This window comes from Spirosoma fluminis, from assembly GCF_054778895.1.
Map to the genome: position 1 here is coordinate 41134 of NZ_BAAGZD010000002.1, position 18438 is coordinate 59571.

The 18438-nt window shown below is 47.1% G+C and carries 15 protein-coding genes and 1 tRNA gene; 2 read left to right on the plus strand and 14 right to left on the minus strand.

Going from position 1 to position 18438, the window contains the following annotated elements:
- Positions 1-14: 14 nt before the first annotated feature.
- The 14 genes from ACYVBJ_RS00600 to ACYVBJ_RS00665 form a co-directional block, all read right to left on the minus strand.
- Entirely contained in the window at positions 15-1136 is a 1122-nt protein-coding gene (locus tag ACYVBJ_RS00600) for a cytochrome c oxidase subunit II (protein WP_460980363.1), read from the minus strand.
- Between the two features lie 19 nt (positions 1137-1155).
- Positions 1156-2466: a quinol:cytochrome C oxidoreductase gene (locus ACYVBJ_RS00605; protein ID WP_460980364.1), complete on the minus strand. Its 1311-nt coding sequence runs from the start codon at positions 2464-2466 to the stop codon at positions 1156-1158.
- 95 nt (positions 2467-2561) lie between these two features.
- Positions 2562-3167, minus strand: a complete 606-nt coding sequence (locus ACYVBJ_RS00610; RefSeq protein ID WP_460980365.1) for a c-type cytochrome — start codon at positions 3165-3167, stop codon at positions 2562-2564.
- A 14-nt stretch (positions 3168-3181) separates the two neighbouring features.
- Positions 3182-3715, minus strand: coding sequence for a DUF3341 domain-containing protein (locus tag ACYVBJ_RS00615; protein ID WP_460976937.1), 534 nt, complete (start codon positions 3713-3715; stop codon positions 3182-3184).
- A gap of 74 nt (positions 3716-3789) precedes the next feature.
- Positions 3790-5220, minus strand: a complete 1431-nt coding sequence (nrfD, locus tag ACYVBJ_RS00620) for an NrfD/PsrC family molybdoenzyme membrane anchor subunit (RefSeq protein ID WP_460980366.1) — start codon at positions 5218-5220, stop codon at positions 3790-3792.
- 119 nt (positions 5221-5339) lie between these two features.
- On the minus strand, positions 5340-8450 hold the full coding sequence (locus ACYVBJ_RS00625; RefSeq protein ID WP_460980367.1) for a TAT-variant-translocated molybdopterin oxidoreductase: 3111 nt from the start codon (positions 8448-8450) through the stop codon (positions 5340-5342).
- Between the two features lie 59 nt (positions 8451-8509).
- Entirely contained in the window at positions 8510-9826 is a 1317-nt protein-coding gene (locus ACYVBJ_RS00630; RefSeq protein WP_460980368.1) for a c-type cytochrome, read from the minus strand.
- Between the two features lie 265 nt (positions 9827-10091).
- Positions 10092-10162, minus strand: a tRNA-Cys gene (locus ACYVBJ_RS00635).
- Positions 10163-10306: 144 nt separating this feature from the next.
- Entirely contained in the window at positions 10307-12088 is a 1782-nt protein-coding gene (rpsA, locus tag ACYVBJ_RS00640; protein ID WP_460980369.1) for a 30S ribosomal protein S1, read from the minus strand.
- A gap of 242 nt (positions 12089-12330) precedes the next feature.
- Complete coding sequence (locus ACYVBJ_RS00645; RefSeq protein WP_460980370.1) at positions 12331-12846, minus strand: HNH endonuclease; 516 nt, start codon at positions 12844-12846, stop codon at positions 12331-12333.
- Between the two features lie 72 nt (positions 12847-12918).
- Positions 12919-13380 carry an SsrA-binding protein SmpB gene (smpB, locus tag ACYVBJ_RS00650; RefSeq protein WP_460980371.1) on the minus strand — a complete coding sequence of 154 codons (462 nt, stop codon included), beginning with the start codon at positions 13378-13380 and terminating at the stop codon, positions 12919-12921.
- A 458-nt stretch (positions 13381-13838) separates the two neighbouring features.
- The gene (locus ACYVBJ_RS00655; protein ID WP_460980372.1) at positions 13839-14435 is read right to left on the minus strand and encodes an OmpH/Skp family outer membrane protein; all 597 of its coding nucleotides are present in this window, start codon (positions 14433-14435) and stop codon (positions 13839-13841) included.
- Positions 14436-14490: 55 nt separating this feature from the next.
- A complete protein-coding gene (locus tag ACYVBJ_RS00660) occupies positions 14491-14853 on the minus strand; it encodes a hypothetical protein (RefSeq protein ID WP_460980373.1) in 363 nt (120 codons plus the stop codon).
- A 7-nt stretch (positions 14854-14860) separates the two neighbouring features.
- A complete protein-coding gene (locus ACYVBJ_RS00665) occupies positions 14861-17290 on the minus strand; it encodes a penicillin acylase family protein (RefSeq protein WP_460980374.1) in 2430 nt (809 codons plus the stop codon).
- 160 nt (positions 17291-17450) lie between these two features.
- On the opposite strand from ACYVBJ_RS00665, the gene ACYVBJ_RS00670 reads away from it, so the two are divergent.
- A complete protein-coding gene (locus tag ACYVBJ_RS00670) occupies positions 17451-18068 on the plus strand; it encodes a sigma-70 family RNA polymerase sigma factor (protein ID WP_460980375.1) in 618 nt (205 codons plus the stop codon).
- Between the two features lie 33 nt (positions 18069-18101).
- Positions 18102-18416: a hypothetical protein gene (locus ACYVBJ_RS00675; RefSeq protein WP_460980376.1), complete on the plus strand. Its 315-nt coding sequence runs from the start codon at positions 18102-18104 to the stop codon at positions 18414-18416.
- Positions 18417-18438: the final 22 nt, after the last annotated feature.

Consider the following 18438-nt stretch of genomic DNA (forward strand, 5'->3'; position numbering starts at 1 on the left):
GTAAGTTTTATTAATTAACGGATGGTAGCTTTTGCTACAGACATCCCTCCTTGTTGATTTAATGCTGTCGCACTATCTGCGGGAGCAGCGGCCTCTTCAACAGGAAGATACTTCGCGGCTTTTGCTTTTAAGTTGGCAGGAATACGAGCAGCTAATTCAGGTGTTGAAGACAATAAAGGCTTCTGCTCTTTACACCATGCTTGCCACGAAGCTTCATCTTCTACAACCAAGCGAATACGCATCGAGAAGTGCCCACGGCCACAAACTTCAGTACAAGCGATCTCGTAACCAAAGTCTTGATTGCCCGTCAGATTGCGCATTTCGTCCGTTGTTTTGTCGGCAATGAACCAGAAGCGTGTTGGCATACCAGGCACAGCATCCATTTTCACACGCAAGTGTGGGATGAATACACTATGCAATACGTCCCGGGCGCGGATTTTTAAAAGCACAGGCTTGTTTACAGGAATATGTAGTTCCGTTGTAGACGTAAAGTCGTCAAATGAAGCCTCATCTGTGTAATCTATCCCCGTATCGTTACTATTGTCAATAAGCTTATAATTATAAGCGCCTAATTTGTTGTTATCTACGCCTGGATAGCGAACAATCCAGTTAAACTGTTTACCAACAATTTCGAATACTTGCGCATCTGCCGGAGCTTCCGACATGATGTCCCGCCATGCACGCCAGCCAGTAAACACAAGTAAGGCCATCACAACGGCTGGGATAACCGTCCAAATTAGTTCCAGTTTGTGGTTTTCTGGATAGTACGATGCTTTTCTACCTTCTTTATACTGATAGCGCCAAGCAAAGATGAACAACAACGCGTTGGTGACAAAAAAAGCAGCTACAATAATACCCATCGATAACCAGAACAGAAAATCTGTCCGACGGCCGTGTGGGGATGAGGCTTCTGGTAAGAAATACTGAGAAGCATGCAAGTAAGACCATACTGCACCAACCACACCCAAGATAAAGAACACCATAAATAACGCGCCATTTATGCGGTTACTTACGCCTATTCGATTTTCATCAACGACTGTCCCACTTGCGTTCTTTATAACAGCGGCCATTCTTGAGACGACCACAATCGCCAGTCCCAAAAATATTACCGATAACAGAGCGACTATATAAACCATGTTGTAATCGGATTATTAATTAAATGTCGTGGTGCAATGTCTCTTCTAACATTGGGTGATTTTTTGCAATCAAATTCGCTTTAGCTAACTGGGACGAAATAGACCACATGAATCCACAAGCAAATATTAGAATCATACCAAACTCAATCGGACCAAAACCAGCGTGTTCACCAACGGTGCCTGGCATGATGTTAACATAGAAATCAAAGTAGTGGCCGATGATAATTCCCCAAGCAGCTAGCTTCAGAAATATGTAAGTGCGCTTTGCATCTCTTGTCATCAGAACAAGGAATGGAAAGACAAAGTTTAAGAAAATGTTAATGAAAAATGGGGCTTTATAGATGCCGCCATATCCGCTGAAACGCTCTCTGTAATAGATCGTTTCTTCAGGTAAGTTGGCGTAATAAATCAGCATGAACTGAGCAAACCATACGTATGTCCAGAAGATGCTGAACGCAAACATGAATTTACCTAAGTCCTGTAAATGGCTATCATTTACGATCTGCAAATAACCACGTTCCTTCAACGTAACAACAGTAAGCGTTATGATTGCCAGACCTGTTACGTGCCAACTTGCCAAGGTATACCACCCAAACATCGTACTAAACCAGTGTGTGTCGATAGACATCACAAAGTCCCAGGCAGATGTAGAAGACGTAACAGCAAAGACAACCAGGAAGGCTGTACCAAATTTTATGCTTTTCTCGTAGTACTCCGTTCCTCCATATAGATCCTCTTGCAGAGAGAAATTACGTAGCATCCGCCATAACACGTACCATAGCGTAAAATACAGTACTATTCGAATCAGGTAGAATGGTGTATTCAGGAATCCCTGCTTTCCAGCAATAATAGGATCATAATCTACACTCGTTTTATCGTATAAGCCGGGATTCGTCCAATGAAATAAATCATGACCTGCCAAGAAGAACACAGCCAAGATTACAACACCCATATACGGAAGATAAGCAGGCATTGCTTCAGGAACACGTTTGAAAGCCGATGCCCAACCCGCCTGAGCCAGATAGTTATAAGAAATAAAGAACATTCCTATAACAGACGCTCCTGTAAAGTAGATGGCATTTAACCAAATGTTCGCCCATAGCCGGTTTGTCCATTTATAAGCGTGGTGGCCGCCATCATGTCCTTCACTAGCACCTACACCGTGGACAACCTCATGAGTTTCGTGACTGCCAACCCCCGACGCCAACAGAAACGCGCCGATAGCCACCAGCGCAACTCCGGCTCCAATGCCGATAATCAGTCGACGTTTAGATTCCGAAGTAAATTCAAATTGCTCGTCTAAGGACGGAATTGCGTGAGCCGATGCCATTCTTGTTTATTTATCAAATACAGAACTTACTAATTTTCTTGAACTAAGACACCTCATTCCTACTATATGGTAATGTGGGCTGAGCTTATAAAACGTTACCCTTGTTGCAACTTGTGAACGTACTGTACAATTTTCCAGCGATCTTCCGGTGTCATCTGTGAACCATGAGGCCACATACGACCTTTACCATGCGTGATTACGTGAAAAATGTGACCGTCGTTCATCGACTTATAGGCATCAGCAGAATAGCTGGGAACACCTTTGTACTCCTTACCAACCAACCCATCGCCTTTACCGCCTTCACCATGACAATGAATGCAGTACCGGCCATACAACAGTTTGCCTTCTTCTAGAGATTTGTCTGTCTGAGGAATTGGGTTAGTTAATACACGCTCAGCCAACCCGATACTATCTTTCGGGATGTTATAGATCATTAGATCGGTGCTAGCACTATCGCCTGTTCCAAAAGTCGTGTGATAGTTCGGACGAGCTACAGTGCCACGAGCGGGAGCCCGCATGTTTAACCCTTCTGGATTAATCGAGTTTGCTCTTATTTGCTTATAAGGCTCGTAAGGAACTGGATCGTACATCTGTGGCGCAAATTCTGTCCCTGTATCATTGTGGTCATCCTGGCATGAGGTCCCCATGACAATAATACCGACAACAGCCAGCAGAGCAACGCCTGTATGTTTAGTTATCATTTTCATCTCGCGCGTTAGAACTGCTTTACGTTTACTTCGGCAGCTCCCGAATTTTTCAGTATCTGTTCAATATCTCCTTCAGCCAACGTATTCTTACTCATGTCGATAGCCATGGCAAACTTGTTGTCAGTGGTGCGCAAGTCAAACATGAGGGGTTTCACGGTTGGACCAAGACCATTTGAAATTAAAAACGTACCAACCATGCCTAAAGCACTTATTAATACGGTTAATTCAAAAAAGATCGGCACATAAATGACCGGTGAATATGAATCCTTCCCCCCTACAATCATAGGCCAATCTATGCCTTCAGTGTAAGCAGTCAGGAGACCGGCTAGAGTTGTTCCGGTTAAGCCAAATAAGAAAGCAGCAATTCCCAAACGAGTGCGGGGATGACCAAGCGCTACATCCAGACCGTGGATTGGAAATGGGCAATATACCTCATGAATCCGAACGCCGGCTCCTTTAACATCTTTAACGGCTTTCAACACTACGTCGTCATCGTCATAGATGCCAACCAGGAATTTGCCATTACCATTTACATCTGACATATTCAGTAATTATTGGTTGAGGTGTTAGTTTCCAGCCTACAGATAGAGTCTGCGGACTGGAAACCTCTTGTTCTTTATTCAGCGTCTTTATTAAAGGTCGGGTTGGTAACGCGTTCCCCTTTGGCTACGCCCGATACAGAGACTGGCAGTTTTTCTGACGACGACTTGATGATTGCTTTTACTTCAGCCATGTTCACTACGGGCAAAAACTTCGAGAATAGTAGGAACAGAGTAAAGAATAAACCGAACGAGAAAATGTAATCGCTGATGTCAAATAAAGTTGGGTGGAACATAGCCCAGCTTGATGGCAAATAATCACGGTGTAATGACGTAACGATAATTACAAAACGTTCGAACCACATACCAATATTCACAACTACCGAAAGCGTAAACGTCCAAACAATGCTCCGGCGAATAGTACGTGACCAGAACAGCTGCGGAGAAATTACGTTACAGGTCATCATTGCCCAGTATGCCCACCAGTATGGACCGGTTGCCCGGTTGATAAACGCGTAGCTTTCGAATTCAACGCCCGAATACCAGGCGATGAAGAACTCAGTTAAGTAAGCTACACCCACAATCGAGCCTGTAAGCGTAATAACCTTGTTCATCGACTCAATGTGCTCAATCGTAATGTAATCTTCGAGTTTAAAAACGACCCGAATAATCAGCATTAGGTTTTGCACCATAGCAAAGCCGGAGAAGATAGCACCCGCTACAAAGTAAGGAGGGAAAATAGTGGTGTGCCAGCCCGGAATAACCGACGTAGCAAAGTCCATACTTACAATGGTGTGTACTGACAAAACCAGCGGAGTAGATAGACCAGCCAGGATTAAGCTCATATACTCATAACGAGCCCAAGTCTTGGCTGAACCGTTCCAGCCCAATGAGAATGCCCCGTAGATATAACGGGATACTTTGCTACGAGCCCGGTCACGAATGGTAGCTAAGTCAGGTAGTAAACCCATGTACCAGAACACCAGTGACACAGTGAAATACGTACTGATGGCAAACACGTCCCAGACGAGTGGAGACTTAAAGTTAACCCAAAGCGATCCCCATGTATTTGGCAGCGGCAACGCCCAGTAGGCTAACCATGGGCGGCCCATGTGCATCAAAATGAAGCTGGCTGCGCAAATAACGGCGAAGATCGTCATAGCTTCAGCGGCTCGGTTAACAGCCGTCCGCCATTTTTGACGGAACAACAAAAGAATGGCCGAGATCAGGGTACCGGCGTGACCGATACCTACCCACCAAACGAAGTTGGTGATGTCCCATGCCCAACCAACCGTTTTGTTTAAGCCCCATACGCCTAAGCCTTCCCACCAGGTCCAGAACACACAGGCGGTTCCGTAAAGTAGCACAACCACCGAGATAGTGAAAGCAATCGTCCACTCTCGGGTGGGTCGGCCTTCAACCTGTCTGCTGATATCCTCTGTCACGTCGGCATAGGTCTTGCCACCGGTGACGAGGGGAGTTCTTACGGCTGATGTTACATGCGACATATCCTTACTAAATTTTATTTTCTTTTTGCGATAACCGATTTACGAACTGTGGTACTAGGTTGTTTTCTGGTACCGTAACTAAACTGCACAAGCAGCTCTATCGCAAACCATCATTTATGTTAAACCTGCGATTCCTGACGTGTTTTCTGCTGTGGTTCTTCGTCCTTGTTACGAATCTTAGTCAGATACGAAATTTGAGGACGCACATTGATCTCTTCCAACACGTGGAATGCCCGACCCTCTATTTCTGTCTCCATAACTTTAGAAACAGTGCTTTCAGGATTATTTAAGTCGCCAAAAATGATAGCATTCGTTGGGCAGGCCTGTGCGCAGGCAGTTTGAATCTCATCAGGCATTGGCCGACGACGTTCTTTTTTCGCCGTAAGCTTACCTTCCTGAATCCGCTGAACGCAGAATGAACACTTTTCAATAACACCCCGTGATCGTACCGTTACGTCTGGGTTCAACACCATCTTACCAAGGTCATTGTTAAAATGGAAATTGAAGTTGTCGTTGTCGAAATATTTGAACCAGTTGAAACGACGTACTTTATATGGGCAGTTATTGGCGCAGTAACGCGTTCCAATACACCGGTTGTAGGTCATCTGGTTCAATCCTTCTGTGCTGTGTGTTGTCGCCAATACCGGACATACTGTTTCGCAAGGTGCGTTACTGCAGTGCTGGCAAAGCATTGGCTGGAACGTTACTTCTGGATTAGCCGAAGCAACTTCCAGTTCTTTCACATCCTCCGGATCGGCATCACTGCTGTAGTAACGGTCAATCCGAATCCAGTGCATTTCACGACGCATGATCACTTCATCACGCCCGACGACCTGGATATTGTTTTCAGATTGGCAACCAATCACACAAGCATTACAACCAATACACGAGTTTAAGTCGATAACCATTCCCCATGAATGGTTAGGCTTACCGTAGCCATGCCAGAGTGTAATGTTCGTTGAAGCCGTTGGGCCTTCAGACGTTTCAACTTTAGGCGTGTACCGACCTGCCATTGGGTTCTTCTGATAGTCGGCAAGCTTTGCTTCCTGCACTACGGCACGACGTCCCATTACAGTTTCGTGCGTTTGCGTTTGCGCAATTTCACGAGTCCCACTTGCCTTGTCAACTTTAGCGTTAACAGCGGCAAAAGAGACGTAACCGTTCACCAACGTAGCGAATGGAAACGCATTCTTACCAACGCCATTTGCTGATTTACCTGCTTTCTCACGGCCATAACCAACAGCTACAGAAACTGTATTATCTGCTTGGCCCGGCTGAACCAAAACCGGCAATTCCATTGACTTACCGCCAACCGATACCGTAACGAGATCGTTTTGGGCTAAGCCTAAATCATTCGCCGTTTTCTGAGAAAGAGCAGCATAGTTATCCCAGCAAGCTTTAGAGACTGGGTCAGGCATTTCCTGCAACCAGGGATTGTTTGCCATAGAGCCAACACCAATGCTTACCTTCTCATACAGCGCCAACTCCATACCCGACGTTGGCTTGTATCGTTGGCTGATACCGCTTGCAGCCTGTGCTACGTTACCTGTGAACGCAGCACCAGCTCCTGTAGCGGCCTGGCCCTTGTTAGGTTCAAACACACCATCGTGCAGACATTTAATCCAGAAAGCATCAAACGAGTTAAATCCAGACGCCAGGGGATAATAGGTAGTCCGCCAGAAGTTCTTCAGGTAATTCTGATAGTCGTTCGGTTTTCCAGCCCACGTCAGCAAACTCGATTGAAACTGACGAGTTTTGAAAATATGCGTAATGGCAGGCTGCATCAGGCTGTAAAAGCCCTGTTTTGGCTCAGCATCATTCCAGCATTCGAGGAAGTGAGGAGCAGGCGTGATGTACTTCGCCAGCGAAGCCGTTTCATCGGCACGCTCTGCAAACGAAACAGAAAGGGCAATCCTTGGTAAAGCTTCCGCTAACTCTGCACCTCGTGGGTGATCGTAAACCGGATTTGCACCAAAAAACAGAACAGCACCTACACGACCCGATTTCGCTTCATCGATAAAAGCGTTCATCTGCTGGTCATTACCCTGACGATAATTGACCGGTGTATTTATATCGATTGTTGTCCCATAGCTACCCAGTAAATTGTTCAGCGCATTTACAACGATCTGAACGTTTGGGTCATTCGAACCCGATACCACCAGAGCCCGGCCACGCGAACGAACCAGATCAGTAGCCGCTTTATCAAGGTACTGTACGTCAACAGAGGCTGAGCCAGCAGGAGCGCTACCTAATTTCTGAGCCACCTTATTGTAAAGCGCCAGCGCAACCAATCCTTCCTGAGATGGCTTATACGTACCTCGGTAATCGGCATTGGCACCAGTCATCGACATATTTGTCTCAAACTGGTAATGACGCGACATCGTTTTTTTACCACCGCCTACAGCACCGATTTTGCGACCCGTTGCGTAAGGCTTAGCATATTCTAACGGAGCAATCCATGTACCGAGGAAGTCGGCACCCAGACTAACAATTGTCTGCGCTTTCCCGAAATCATAGGAAGGAATTACCGCTTTACCAAACGATGCCTGGTTTGCCTGCATAATACCAGACACCGAGTTAGCATCATACATGATGTGACGTGCCGTCGGATATTTCGCAGTGAAGTCAGCTATAACTGCTTTTGTAGCCGGGCTAAGAATCGTTGATGTTACAATGCGAATAGCTCCGTTGCGTGATGCTACCGTGTTCAACTGGTTCACAATTTCCCGGTCAGCAGTAGACCAGTCAATGGCGGTTTCTCCACGACGTGGACCGTTTAACTTGTCGATATCATATAAAGAAAGTACAGATGCCTGAACTCGGGCAGTTGTACCTCCTTTAGAAATGCTTGACAGCGGGTTGCCTTCAATTTTAATAGGCCGGCCTTCACGCGTTTCTACCAGAATAGCAGCATAATCACCGCCATCGACGTAGGTCGATGCGTAATAATCAGAAATTGTGGGGAATGTAAACTCTGGCTTATTGAGATACGGAACAGCTTTGCGGACCGGGGTTTCACAGGCAGCAAGTGATACTGCTGCCATACCAAAGCCCATTACTTTTAAGAAATCACGGCGTTGGGTGTTCGAACCGCCAAGCAGACCATCTAGGCCATCCGACGATTCGCTCGGATCAGGATTAGCAAATTCACTCTCGGCGTTCTTCACGAACGTCGCGTCATTGCGCAGCTCCTCAACCCCTTTCCAATACCGTTTAGTTGTATTTTCCATGCGTGTTGTATGCGGTATGATACCCTATTGGTTAAGCCGACCTAACGAGGCCTGGTGGATTAATAGTGACACTTTGAACACTCTAAACCGCCGATGTTTGCCACTTTAAGCGGCTCCTTGCTCTCTTTCCGATGAAGAGCTACGAGCTTGTCGTAGTAAGCGTTGTCTTTGGTATTAACCTCTGTTTTGCGGTGGCAATCAATACACCAGCCCATAGTCAATGATGAACGGTGCTCTACTACTTCCATCTTTTCAATTTCGCCGTGGCATGTCTGGCACTGTACATTACCGACGTTTACGTGCTGAGCGTGGTTGAAATACGCAAAGTCAGGGAGGTTGTGTACCCGTACCCACTCGATAGGCCGGTTCTGCTCAATCGCTGCGTAAATCTTCTGAATTTCGGGCGACTCTTTCTTAATCACTCCGTGGCAATTCATGCATATGTTAGCGGCTGGAATCGTAGCTGATTTGCCTTTATTAACACCAATGTGGCAGTAATTACAATCGATCTTGTATTGGCCAGCATGCAACTTGTGGGAATAAGCGATAGGCTGTTTAGGCGCATATCCCTGCTGAATCCCGACGCTGTATAAGCCATCAAAAGACTCCTTTACTACTACAAAGAGGAAAAGCCAGATAACTATTGAACGTAACGTAGAATTGCCAAATGCAGCAGACAGACCTTCTTTGAGCCGTTGTCCAAACGGAGCCGTTGTCTGTGTGCCATCAGTTGTTGTTACGGGAGTAACAGCACGAGACAGGATAGTCACGATAACCAGCAGAACGCCCAGCACTAATAACATGACGACAAGTAGTGCTACCAGAACAAAGGTGAACAGCTCAGACGGTCCGGAAATCGACGAACCAGATCCGTTCTGGTCACCACCGGCACCACCACCGCCACGCGCCTGCTGCTCACCATCACCACCTACAGTTGCCTGAGCCGGTGCACTTGCCTGTTCAACATAAGCCAGAATTCCGTCGATGTCCGCGTCCGTTAAATTTGGAAAGCTCGACATCTGAATTTTTTGAAACTTGTTGAAGACCTGAACGGCATAGGGATCGCCACTGGCAATGACAGCCGATGAGTTACGAATCCACTTGTGCAACCAGTCTTTACCGGGAGTCCGAGACATAATCCCTTTCAACCCTGGGCCTACTACAACCTCTTCTGTTACAGCATGACACTGCGCACAGTTGTTGGTGAATAAGACTTTCCCTTTCTCGGCATCGCCACCGCCAGACGGAGCTGGCGTAGCAGCGGCCGGTCCACCGTTAGCAGCCGCAACCGAGTCCTGCGCCTGCACCTGAGCGCCGTTTACGAACAACGTCAGCGATAGAGCTACGGCCCCGCAAAGCTTGGATAAGCTACTCATTTTATGAACTATATTTATTGAGTTAATCAACATAATTACCACTGACTTTTCACTGGCCCACAAAAGTACGACACGATTGCTGGATAGGCAAAAATTGCTGTTTAGTTATTTTTTACTCTCATTTTTATTTATATCGTTTCTAAGTAAGAGGTGAAAATCGGCTGTAATTGCCCTGATAGCGATTTGTTTAGAGCTATGTCCAACAAAAAGAGCCACCCTCCAAAGCCAGCTGGCTTTGGAGGGTGGCTCTTCACTTAGTCTGTAGAGGTTCCGAGCGGATTCGAACCGCTGTACGAGGTTTTGCAGACCTCTGCCTAGCCACTCGGCCACGGAACCTTATTTTTTACCAAACCCTATCGAGGATGAATTTGGGAGTGCAAACCTACGCTTTTATCTAGTAAGAGGAAAGCGTACTCCTAAAAAAATGTCCTCACTACTCAAAAATAGTGAGGACATTTTACAATCAACAGTAGTATTGACTTAGTTGCGGCCTTCCATTTGTTCTTTTAACGCAGCCAGTGCATCGAGATCGCCTAAGGTAGCACCACGCTCTGGCTGGCTAGCCGCAGGAGCTGCTTTCGGCGCTTTCGGCGCTTTAGCTTCCTTGGCTGGCTCATTTTTCTCTTGCCAGGTTTTCGTGTGCGAAAGCATAATACGCTTCTCTTCTTTCGAGAACTCAGTTACTTTAAAGTCCAGCGTTTCGCCAGCTTCGGCAAACGTACCGTCTTCTTTAGCTAAGTTCTTCAGCGAAGAGAAACCTTCGATGCCGTATGGCAACTCAAGGGTAGCCATTTTATCGTTTTTGCTCAGGATCGTGCAACGGTGCACGGTGCCAACAGCAAATACAGTTTCGAAGGTATCCCACGGATTTTCTTCTAGTTGCTTATGGCCAAGGGCAAGACGACGGTTGTCAACGTCTAACTCAAGAACAACTACTTCAAGTTCTTCACCGACTTTGATGAAGTCCGAAGGATGTTTTACTTTCTTGGTCCACGACAGGTCCGATACGTGAACTAAGCCATCAATGCCTTCTTCCAACTCCAGGAAGAGACCAAAGTTGGTCAGGTTACGAACCGTGCCTTTGTGTTTGGTACCAATCGCGTATTTGGTACGTAGTTCTGGACGGGTCCAGGGATCTTCGGCCAGTTGCTTAATACCAAGCGACATCTTCCGGTCGCTCCGGTCGAGCGTCAGCACCTGAGCTTCTACTTCATCACCTACTTTCAGGAACTCTTGTGGATTCCGTAGGTGCTGCGACCACGACATCTCTGATACGTGGATTAAGCCTTCTACGCCTGGCATAATTTCAAGGAAAGCACCGTAATCCGCTACGTTTACGATCTTACCTTTTACTTTTGAGCCGATCTGAACGTCTTCAGCCAGTGCATCCCATGGGTGGGCCTGCAGCTGCTTCATACCTAGCGAAATCCGCTTTTTATCCTCGTCAAAGTCAAGTACCACTACGTTGACCTTCTGGTCAAGATGCAGTACTTCCGACGGATGGTTGATACGACCCCACGAAATGTCCGTGATGTGCAGCAGACCATCAACACCACCCAGATCGATGAATACACCGAAATTGGTCATGTTCTTGATTACACCTTCCAGTACCTGACCTTTCTCAAGGTTATTCAGGATTTGAGCACGTTGTGCTTCGAGGTCTTTCTCGATCAAGACTTTGTGCGAAACGACTACGTTATCGTTTGCATAGTTGATCTTGACAACCTTAACTTCCATTTTCTTACCAACGAAAACATCGAAGTCACGAATCGGCTTAACGTCGATTTGCGAACCTGGCAAGAACGCTTCTATGCTGAAAATATCGACAATCAGACCACCTTTCGTCCGGCGCTTCACGAAACCATCAATTACGAGGTCTTCGTCCAGAGCCTTCTGAATTTTCTGCCAAGCCGTAATTACTTTCGCTTTCTTACGCGAAAGCACCAGCTGGCCATTGGGGTCTTCCTGATTTTCTACGTAAACTTCAATTTCATCACCCATCTTCAGGTCCGGCATATCCCGGAATTCAGAAGCTGGAACCAACCCGTCCGACTTGAACCCAATGTTTAGCAACACCTCACGGTCTGTAATGCCAACCACGGTTCCCATCACCACTTCTTTCTCCTTAACCTCCGACAGGGTGTTGTCGTAGAGTTCCAGCATCCGGTTGCGTTCTGCATCCGAATAGCCACTTCCGAATCCTTTGTTGTCTGCCCGGTCCCAATCAAATGCCGGCAGTTCGCGTTGCTGCGTTTTGCTCATAAAAAACGATTTCCTGACCCACTCGGTACATCAGCCCGTGGGTCAATGGCGGGCTGACTTTTGGTTTATAAAAAATGTCCTCAAAAAAGGACTGCAAAGATAGCAATTGCTTTCGGAAAAAAGTTTCGAACCAAACAAAACTGTTTGAAAAAGAGGAGAAAAGGAAGAGGGAACGAAAGGGCGACCGGCAGCTTTACAACTATCCGGTTCCCTTCGTTCCCTCTTCCCTTTCTATTAGTTCGTTACTGAAACGCTTTTTCTTTCTTACTTAAAAAAGGCATCCAGCTTTGCTCCAGCGACCCGGAAAACTCACGCAAAAAAACCAGGAAGGTAGGTTTGAATGGTTTCTGCCGTAGCTTGAGGTTTGCCTCCTCCGGTGTGTAGTCCCCTTTTCTTGAATTGCAGCGCTTACAGGCTGTTGCCAGGTTGTCCCAGCTTGTTTTACCCCCTCTTGATTTCGGTAAAACATGATCGAGGGTGAGGTCCTCGGAAGTTCCGCAGTACTGGCAGCGGTGGCTATCGCGCTTGAAAATATTCTGCCGGGTCAGCATGACGCCTTTATAGGGCAGACTTACGTACCGATGAAGCCGAATAACCGACGGCATTGGAAACTCGGCTGAAACGGTTCGGAGCGTAAATTGCTCGGATTCGGCAACGAGTTCGGCTTTGTCTAAATAAACCAGCAAAAATGCTTTGGGAACGGAGCAGATGCTGAGTGCACTGTAATCTTGATTTAAGACTAATACTTTCCTGCCCATATCGCGTTTAGATGCCTCTGTACGGTAGCAAGTTACAGAGTTATCCACATATCGACAAGTAATGTGGAAAATTTAGTAGCGTTCCCGTTGCATATCCCGTTCCACCTCGCGCTCTTTGATACTGTCACGCTTATCATAAAGCTTTTTACCTTTTGCCAGTGCTATTTCCAGCTTGGCAAACCCCCGGTCGCTTGTGAAAAGCCGAATGGGTACAATGGTCAGCCCCTGGTCCTTTAATCGTTCGGTAAGGCGTTTAATCTCGCGCTTGGTCAACAGCAGTTTGCGATCACGCAAAGGTTCGTGATTATAGTGAGTCCCCTCTGTGTAGAGAGAAATGTTCATTTGCCGAATAAACAATTCATTTCCTAACAGAAGGCAGTACGCATCCTGTAGATTGACTTTGCCTTGCCGGATGGATTTTATTTCCGTTCCGGTAAGGATGATACCCGCCGTGTACTTGTCTAAAAATGAGTATTCAAACGAAGCCCGGCGGTTACGAATATCAACTTGTTTAGTGATGGAAGCAGAAGCCATAGGAATTGATCAACAAGGCTACAAATGTAGCTAAGTAAGACCAACAACACCTGAAATCAGGTAGTGGTTTGCCAAGCTATTGGAAAGAACGGCATCAAAGGCGCATGAGGACGCCCGGCGGGCCAGTGTTTTCGTTCGAAGAACGGTATCGAAGTCACAGCCTCCAGACTCGGTACAGCACCAGCCCAACCAGACGATGTTGAGCGTATTATGTAAATACGCAACTAGCGTTATCTTAGTTACTGTAAGCAAAGCAAATAAACAAGTAATTGTATAATTATCAAAGAAACCAACTACTGAAACCTTCTTCTGCCCCAATTTACGTTTGTGTTTACAATATATATCTCGAACTATCAAAAAGTAAATATACACATATAGTATGCTGCGGTAAAACAATACGGGGTGCAAAACAAGCATTTGTTCTACACCCCGTATCAATGAAAAGACTTTATATCTGCTTACTTCTTGGCTGGCGTCTGCTTAGCCTGATACTCTTTGTTCAATCCATCCAGTATGGTTTTTGTTTGATCGGCCGCTGGGTTGGCAAATAAGATACCTCCCCCTTTTGTGTAGCCAAGCACAAACTCATACTTGTTTTGAGCATTAATTTTTTTCAGATAGTCATAAATCTGGTCGTACAACTCTTTATTCTTAGACTGCTCTTCATTGGCCAGACTTTGGGCGGCCCGTTCCCGATAAGCCAGAATATCTTGCTGTTCTTTTTGCAGAGAGGCCTCGGTAGCACGGCCCTGTTCCTGGGTCATTGTTGCAGCCCGTTGCTGAAAAAAGGCTACTTTATTTTGAAGATTACGTCCTTTAGCCGCTAAGTCGTTTTCCAATTGAAACCGTTTGCTTTCGAGTACCTTTTGGGTGTCTTTAAAATACTCGTATTTCGTTAACAGCGAATCAACATTCACGTACACTATTGACTTACCTTTTGCCTCAACAGGAGCAACAGGTGCGGCTTCGGGTTGGCGATCTTTGAAGTGTAAATAGTACAGGACAGCTACGGCAATCGTCAGGATGACGTTCAGAATTAACGAGGCATTCTTCACGGGAAATGAATTAGTTAGTTACAAGTTTATCCTACAAATGTAGGAGATTTAGGATTCAGGATGCACGATTTACGAGTTGATTTCCGGTAGTTTGCCGAACAAAGTAGCCAGACACGCCAGCCAATCCGCCAACCAATCCACTAACAATAGCAGTCACAAGGGCGGGGAGCACTGGTGTACTAGTTTGAAACAACAGTTGGCTGATACGTCCTACGTATGCGCCATCTGTCTGCCATTGGATAATGAGGGCATAGATGAGCCAAACCAGTGCAATCCCGCCAAAGCCAGCGAAGAACGACTTGGTAGCCGTGCTGCTACGCCAGAAACAAACCAGAAATGCAACCAGAGCCAAACTCCACCAGGGCAAAAAAAGCTGGGCTACTGCGCTTAAAACAGCAATTAAAAATAGTTGAATCATGGGGTCATTAGTTAATAGTTAACCGCCGTTTGATACGTGGATGTTTGTCCTGAGCCGACTGTAAATAAAGTAATTCATTTAGCTGGCCCGTGCGCCACGTATCAATCATATTCATGTAAAAAGGGCTACCCGGATTGCCCGACTGACCGCCCGGATAAACGCCGTAAGCCTTGGGCTGGGGTCCAACGGCCACTATCATCCGCCAGGAAGGGCCGTTACGTTCGCTGGTTGCGTTTACAATCCCATTGCCACCACCAGTCTGCACATTTACCGCGCTTAGCGCATCCAGACGAGCCAGGTGGCTAATTTTTGTAGCTTTGTGCTGACCCCATTGCCAGGTCGAACCCATTGCCCCGTGCTTTTTAATAAGTGTGTCAACAGCCGCCTGAAAGCTTTGCGTTGTAATCTGGGTGATAGTTTCCCGAACGGGCGTTTTGACGTTATCAAACCAATGCGCTGTCGGTTCTGTCCGGGCGAGCTGGAGCGTCCGGTCGAAGCTGGGATAACGCATCGTGATCGTGTCATTGCTTTCAAACTCATCGCCCCAGAGTGCATCCATAAGCTGACGGGACCATTCCGCAAAAACGGTTGGCCCCACTTCCGTTACGTCATTATTATACCGCCAGGATTTGATAACGGCTAGAGCGTTACGTTGCTCACCCGTTAGTTTTTGGGGCTGCACGTAGGGAAGGAAAACCGGTAATACGTTTGCGGCACGCAGGTTAAAATTATCGTTCTGGAGCTGACGAAGACTATCGGGCGTTACTCGCTGCATTCCGCTCAGACGTTGATTGATACGGGTTCCGCGTTCTGACGGGGCAAACTGCCAGTTTATGTAGTAGGGATACGTTGGGTCGGTTGACGATTGGTTCGCCGAGCTGACGAAGCCCCGCGCCGGATTTTTTACGTGTGGGTTCTGGTCCATGGGAATCCAGCCATGCCAGTCGTGAGCCGGATCAGTGCCGTCGAGAAGGTATTTGCCCTGCTCTTTCCACTTAAGCGGAAAACGTCCGTTTGGGGTGATGGCAATGTCTTTCGCTACGTCGGCGAACACAAAATTCTGGGCGGGAGCAGCGTAATAACTCAACGCCTTCCGATAGTCATCGTAGTTCTTGGCCCGGTCGAGTAAATAATACGTCAGAAAATCATTGGATTCTTCGTGAGCAATCCAGCGGGCAGCGTATCCAACCGGAACGTTTTTGGCGAACGGTTTCTCCCCTACTGTGTACATAACCGGGCCATGATGCGTGTACAGGACCGTATCCACTACGTCGGGTTTTCCTTTCACTTTGATTGCCTCGATTCTGCGCTTGACCGGCTTCCACTGATTATCGTGCCAGTATTGTTGTCGAGAAGCATCTTTGAATTTGATCTGATAAAAGTCGAGCACATCAGCACCGACGTTTGTAACACCCCAGGCAACTTGCTTGTTGAAGCCAATGATAACGCCCGGAGCCCCCGGCATGGACGCTCCGTATACGTTTAGGGTTGGGGTAACAAGCTGAATCTGGTACCAGATCGACGGTAAGTTTAACGCCAGGTGCGGGTCGTTTGCCAGAATAGGATAACCGGTCGCCGACCTCTGGGGACCAACGGCCCAGTTATTACTTCCAATAGTTGGGTCATGCTCAGGCCAGCGCATGGCTAGTGGAGCCGAGTTTATAACCGCGTTTGCGGGAGTCGATGGCACCGGCACCGGTTTGAAGTCCCACTTCGTACCCGCAGGAATAATGGGATCTTCCTGAGATGGATAATCGGGAAACAGATCGTTCGTTACCACGGCTCCGTACTTTTTCAGTACGTTACTCATGTTCAGGTCATCAGCGCCCAGCGCCAGCACACCCGACATATATTTCAGAAAGTAAGCGCATTTGATCGGTTGCCAGGGTTCCGGCGCATATCCAAGAAGTTTGTACTCAAGTGGGTATTGAGCCGGTTTTAACTGCTTGATATAGGTGTTGATTCCGGCGGTATAGGCCTCGATCGACTCACGAGAACGCGGATCGGCCAGCATGGCCTTTACGGCCTTTTCGGCACCGAAGCCCATTCCCAGTCGCCGATTGTAGCGATCCAGCTCCAAAGCTCTGTCACCGACAATTTCAGCGACCCGACCAGCCGCGGCATGCGTTTGAAACTCCATTTGCCATAGCCGGTCACGAGCCGTCAGGTAACCCTGAGCGAAGTACGCATCGTAGTCGTTTTGCGCGAATACGTGCGGAATGGCCAGATCGTCGAATACGACCGTTACCGGCGCTTTGGTGCCCTCCAGCTTAATTGTTTCGTCGGCACCCGTGTCGATTGTTTCCGCATTTTGCCAGAATCCAACAAAAGGGCTTAATAAAGGACCAAAAGCCGGAACACTTCCCCAGGGGCGATTTAATGCCCAAACAAGCGCTATGGTAATGATTAAAAAGAGACCAGCTTTTACGTATTGCATGAGTCGTTGAACTACCGATGATAATCGAGTCGCAAGTTTACTATTGCACCCTACAAATAAAAAGTATTCTTTTCCTAATTAACTATTTCTTTTTTTATATTTGTATACAGCGAATGTCAGAAGCTGGGTTAGCTCCCGCCGTTCGTAAAGCCTCTAATTTATGTACGTGGAACTGACAGATTGGGAACTGGCCCTGCGCCTGACGCAGAACGATAAGACAGCGTTCAAAACCCTGTTTTATCGCTATCATGGGCATTTGTATACTATAGCCAGCCAATATCTGAAAGATCCCGTATTGGCAAAAGAAGCTTTACAGGACGTTTATCTGAAGCTATGGAACCAGCGACATAGCCTGGATTTGTCGCAACCCATTAACGACTACCTGGCAACCGCAATGCGTCGCTATGTTCTTAACCATATTCGTAACGATCGTCAGGCTATTCTTCGCCACATCGAACGTCAGCATAGCTTAACGCTTATTGACACGCTCACGGACGAACAGCTCATTTTTGACGAATACAATACGGTTGTTCGGCAGGGTTTGGATAAACTACCGGCCCAACGGCAGTTAGTATTTATTCTTCGCTCGGTTGATAACTTAACCGACGCAGAAGTGGCTTCTAACCTAGAGATTTCGATCAATAGCGCTAAAGTTCATTACCAGCAGGCCTGTCTTTTCCTGCGGGATTACCTCCGGCAGCATACCGGGGTTGAAACGTTACCCGTCTTGGCACTCTCATTCGTTAATCTACTACAACCTGCCCTCCTCTTCGACTAATCCGGTACACCACATCCTGTACAACCTTTACCTATGACCGAACAATTACTACAGCGCTATTTTACGAATCAGGTATCTGCTGATGAAGCCCGCTATGTACTGGACTGGTTTACCACGCACGCTGGCAAGACGTATCTGACGCGTCAGCTTACGGCTCAGTTGAACGATACCGACTGGCACGTACCTCCGGTCTGTAACGTACCAGATGCGGATCAGCTATTCCAGCGAATTCGCCAGCAAATGGAAGTGCCTACGCAAAGGCTTATTTTTGCTCAGAAGCAAACCTGGTTTAATGATTCCATGCGCTGGGTGGCTATGCTGGTTGGCGCTGCCCGTGTTCACAAGTGACTATTGCGTGCTTATACCAGGC

What these genes read in the sequence shown, in the direction of transcription:
- ACYVBJ_RS00610 (WP_460980365.1), bottom strand. Translation starts at nt 3,167, where the DNA reads ATGATAACTAAACATACAGGCGTTGCTCTGCTGGCTGTTGTCGGTATT.
- ACYVBJ_RS00615 (WP_460976937.1), bottom strand. Translation starts at nt 3,715, where the DNA reads ATGTCAGATGTAAATGGTAATGGCAAATTCCTGGTTGGCATCTATGAC.
- rpsA (WP_460980369.1), bottom strand. Translation starts at nt 12,088, where the DNA reads ATGAGCAAAACGCAGCAACGCGAACTGCCGGCATTTGATTGGGACCGG.
- ACYVBJ_RS00660 (WP_460980373.1), bottom strand. Translation starts at nt 14,853, where the DNA reads ATGATTCAACTATTTTTAATTGCTGTTTTAAGCGCAGTAGCCCAGCTT.
- ACYVBJ_RS00665 (WP_460980374.1), bottom strand. Translation starts at nt 17,290, where the DNA reads ATGCAATACGTAAAAGCTGGTCTCTTTTTAATCATTACCATAGCGCTT.
- ACYVBJ_RS00600 (WP_460980363.1), bottom strand. Translation starts at nt 1,136, where the DNA reads ATGGTTTATATAGTCGCTCTGTTATCGGTAATATTTTTGGGACTGGCG.
- ACYVBJ_RS00645 (WP_460980370.1), bottom strand. Translation starts at nt 12,846, where the DNA reads ATGGGCAGGAAAGTATTAGTCTTAAATCAAGATTACAGTGCACTCAGC.
- ACYVBJ_RS00605 (WP_460980364.1), bottom strand. Translation starts at nt 2,466, where the DNA reads ATGGCATCGGCTCACGCAATTCCGTCCTTAGACGAGCAATTTGAATTT.
- smpB (WP_460980371.1), bottom strand. Translation starts at nt 13,380, where the DNA reads ATGGCTTCTGCTTCCATCACTAAACAAGTTGATATTCGTAACCGCCGG.
- ACYVBJ_RS00630 (WP_460980368.1), bottom strand. Translation starts at nt 9,826, where the DNA reads ATGAGTAGCTTATCCAAGCTTTGCGGGGCCGTAGCTCTATCGCTGACG.
- ACYVBJ_RS00675 (WP_460980376.1), top strand. Translation starts at nt 18,102, where the DNA reads ATGACCGAACAATTACTACAGCGCTATTTTACGAATCAGGTATCTGCT.
- nrfD (WP_460980366.1), bottom strand. Translation starts at nt 5,220, where the DNA reads ATGTCGCATGTAACATCAGCCGTAAGAACTCCCCTCGTCACCGGTGGC.
- ACYVBJ_RS00625 (WP_460980367.1), bottom strand. Translation starts at nt 8,450, where the DNA reads ATGGAAAATACAACTAAACGGTATTGGAAAGGGGTTGAGGAGCTGCGC.
- ACYVBJ_RS00670 (WP_460980375.1), top strand. Translation starts at nt 17,451, where the DNA reads ATGTACGTGGAACTGACAGATTGGGAACTGGCCCTGCGCCTGACGCAG.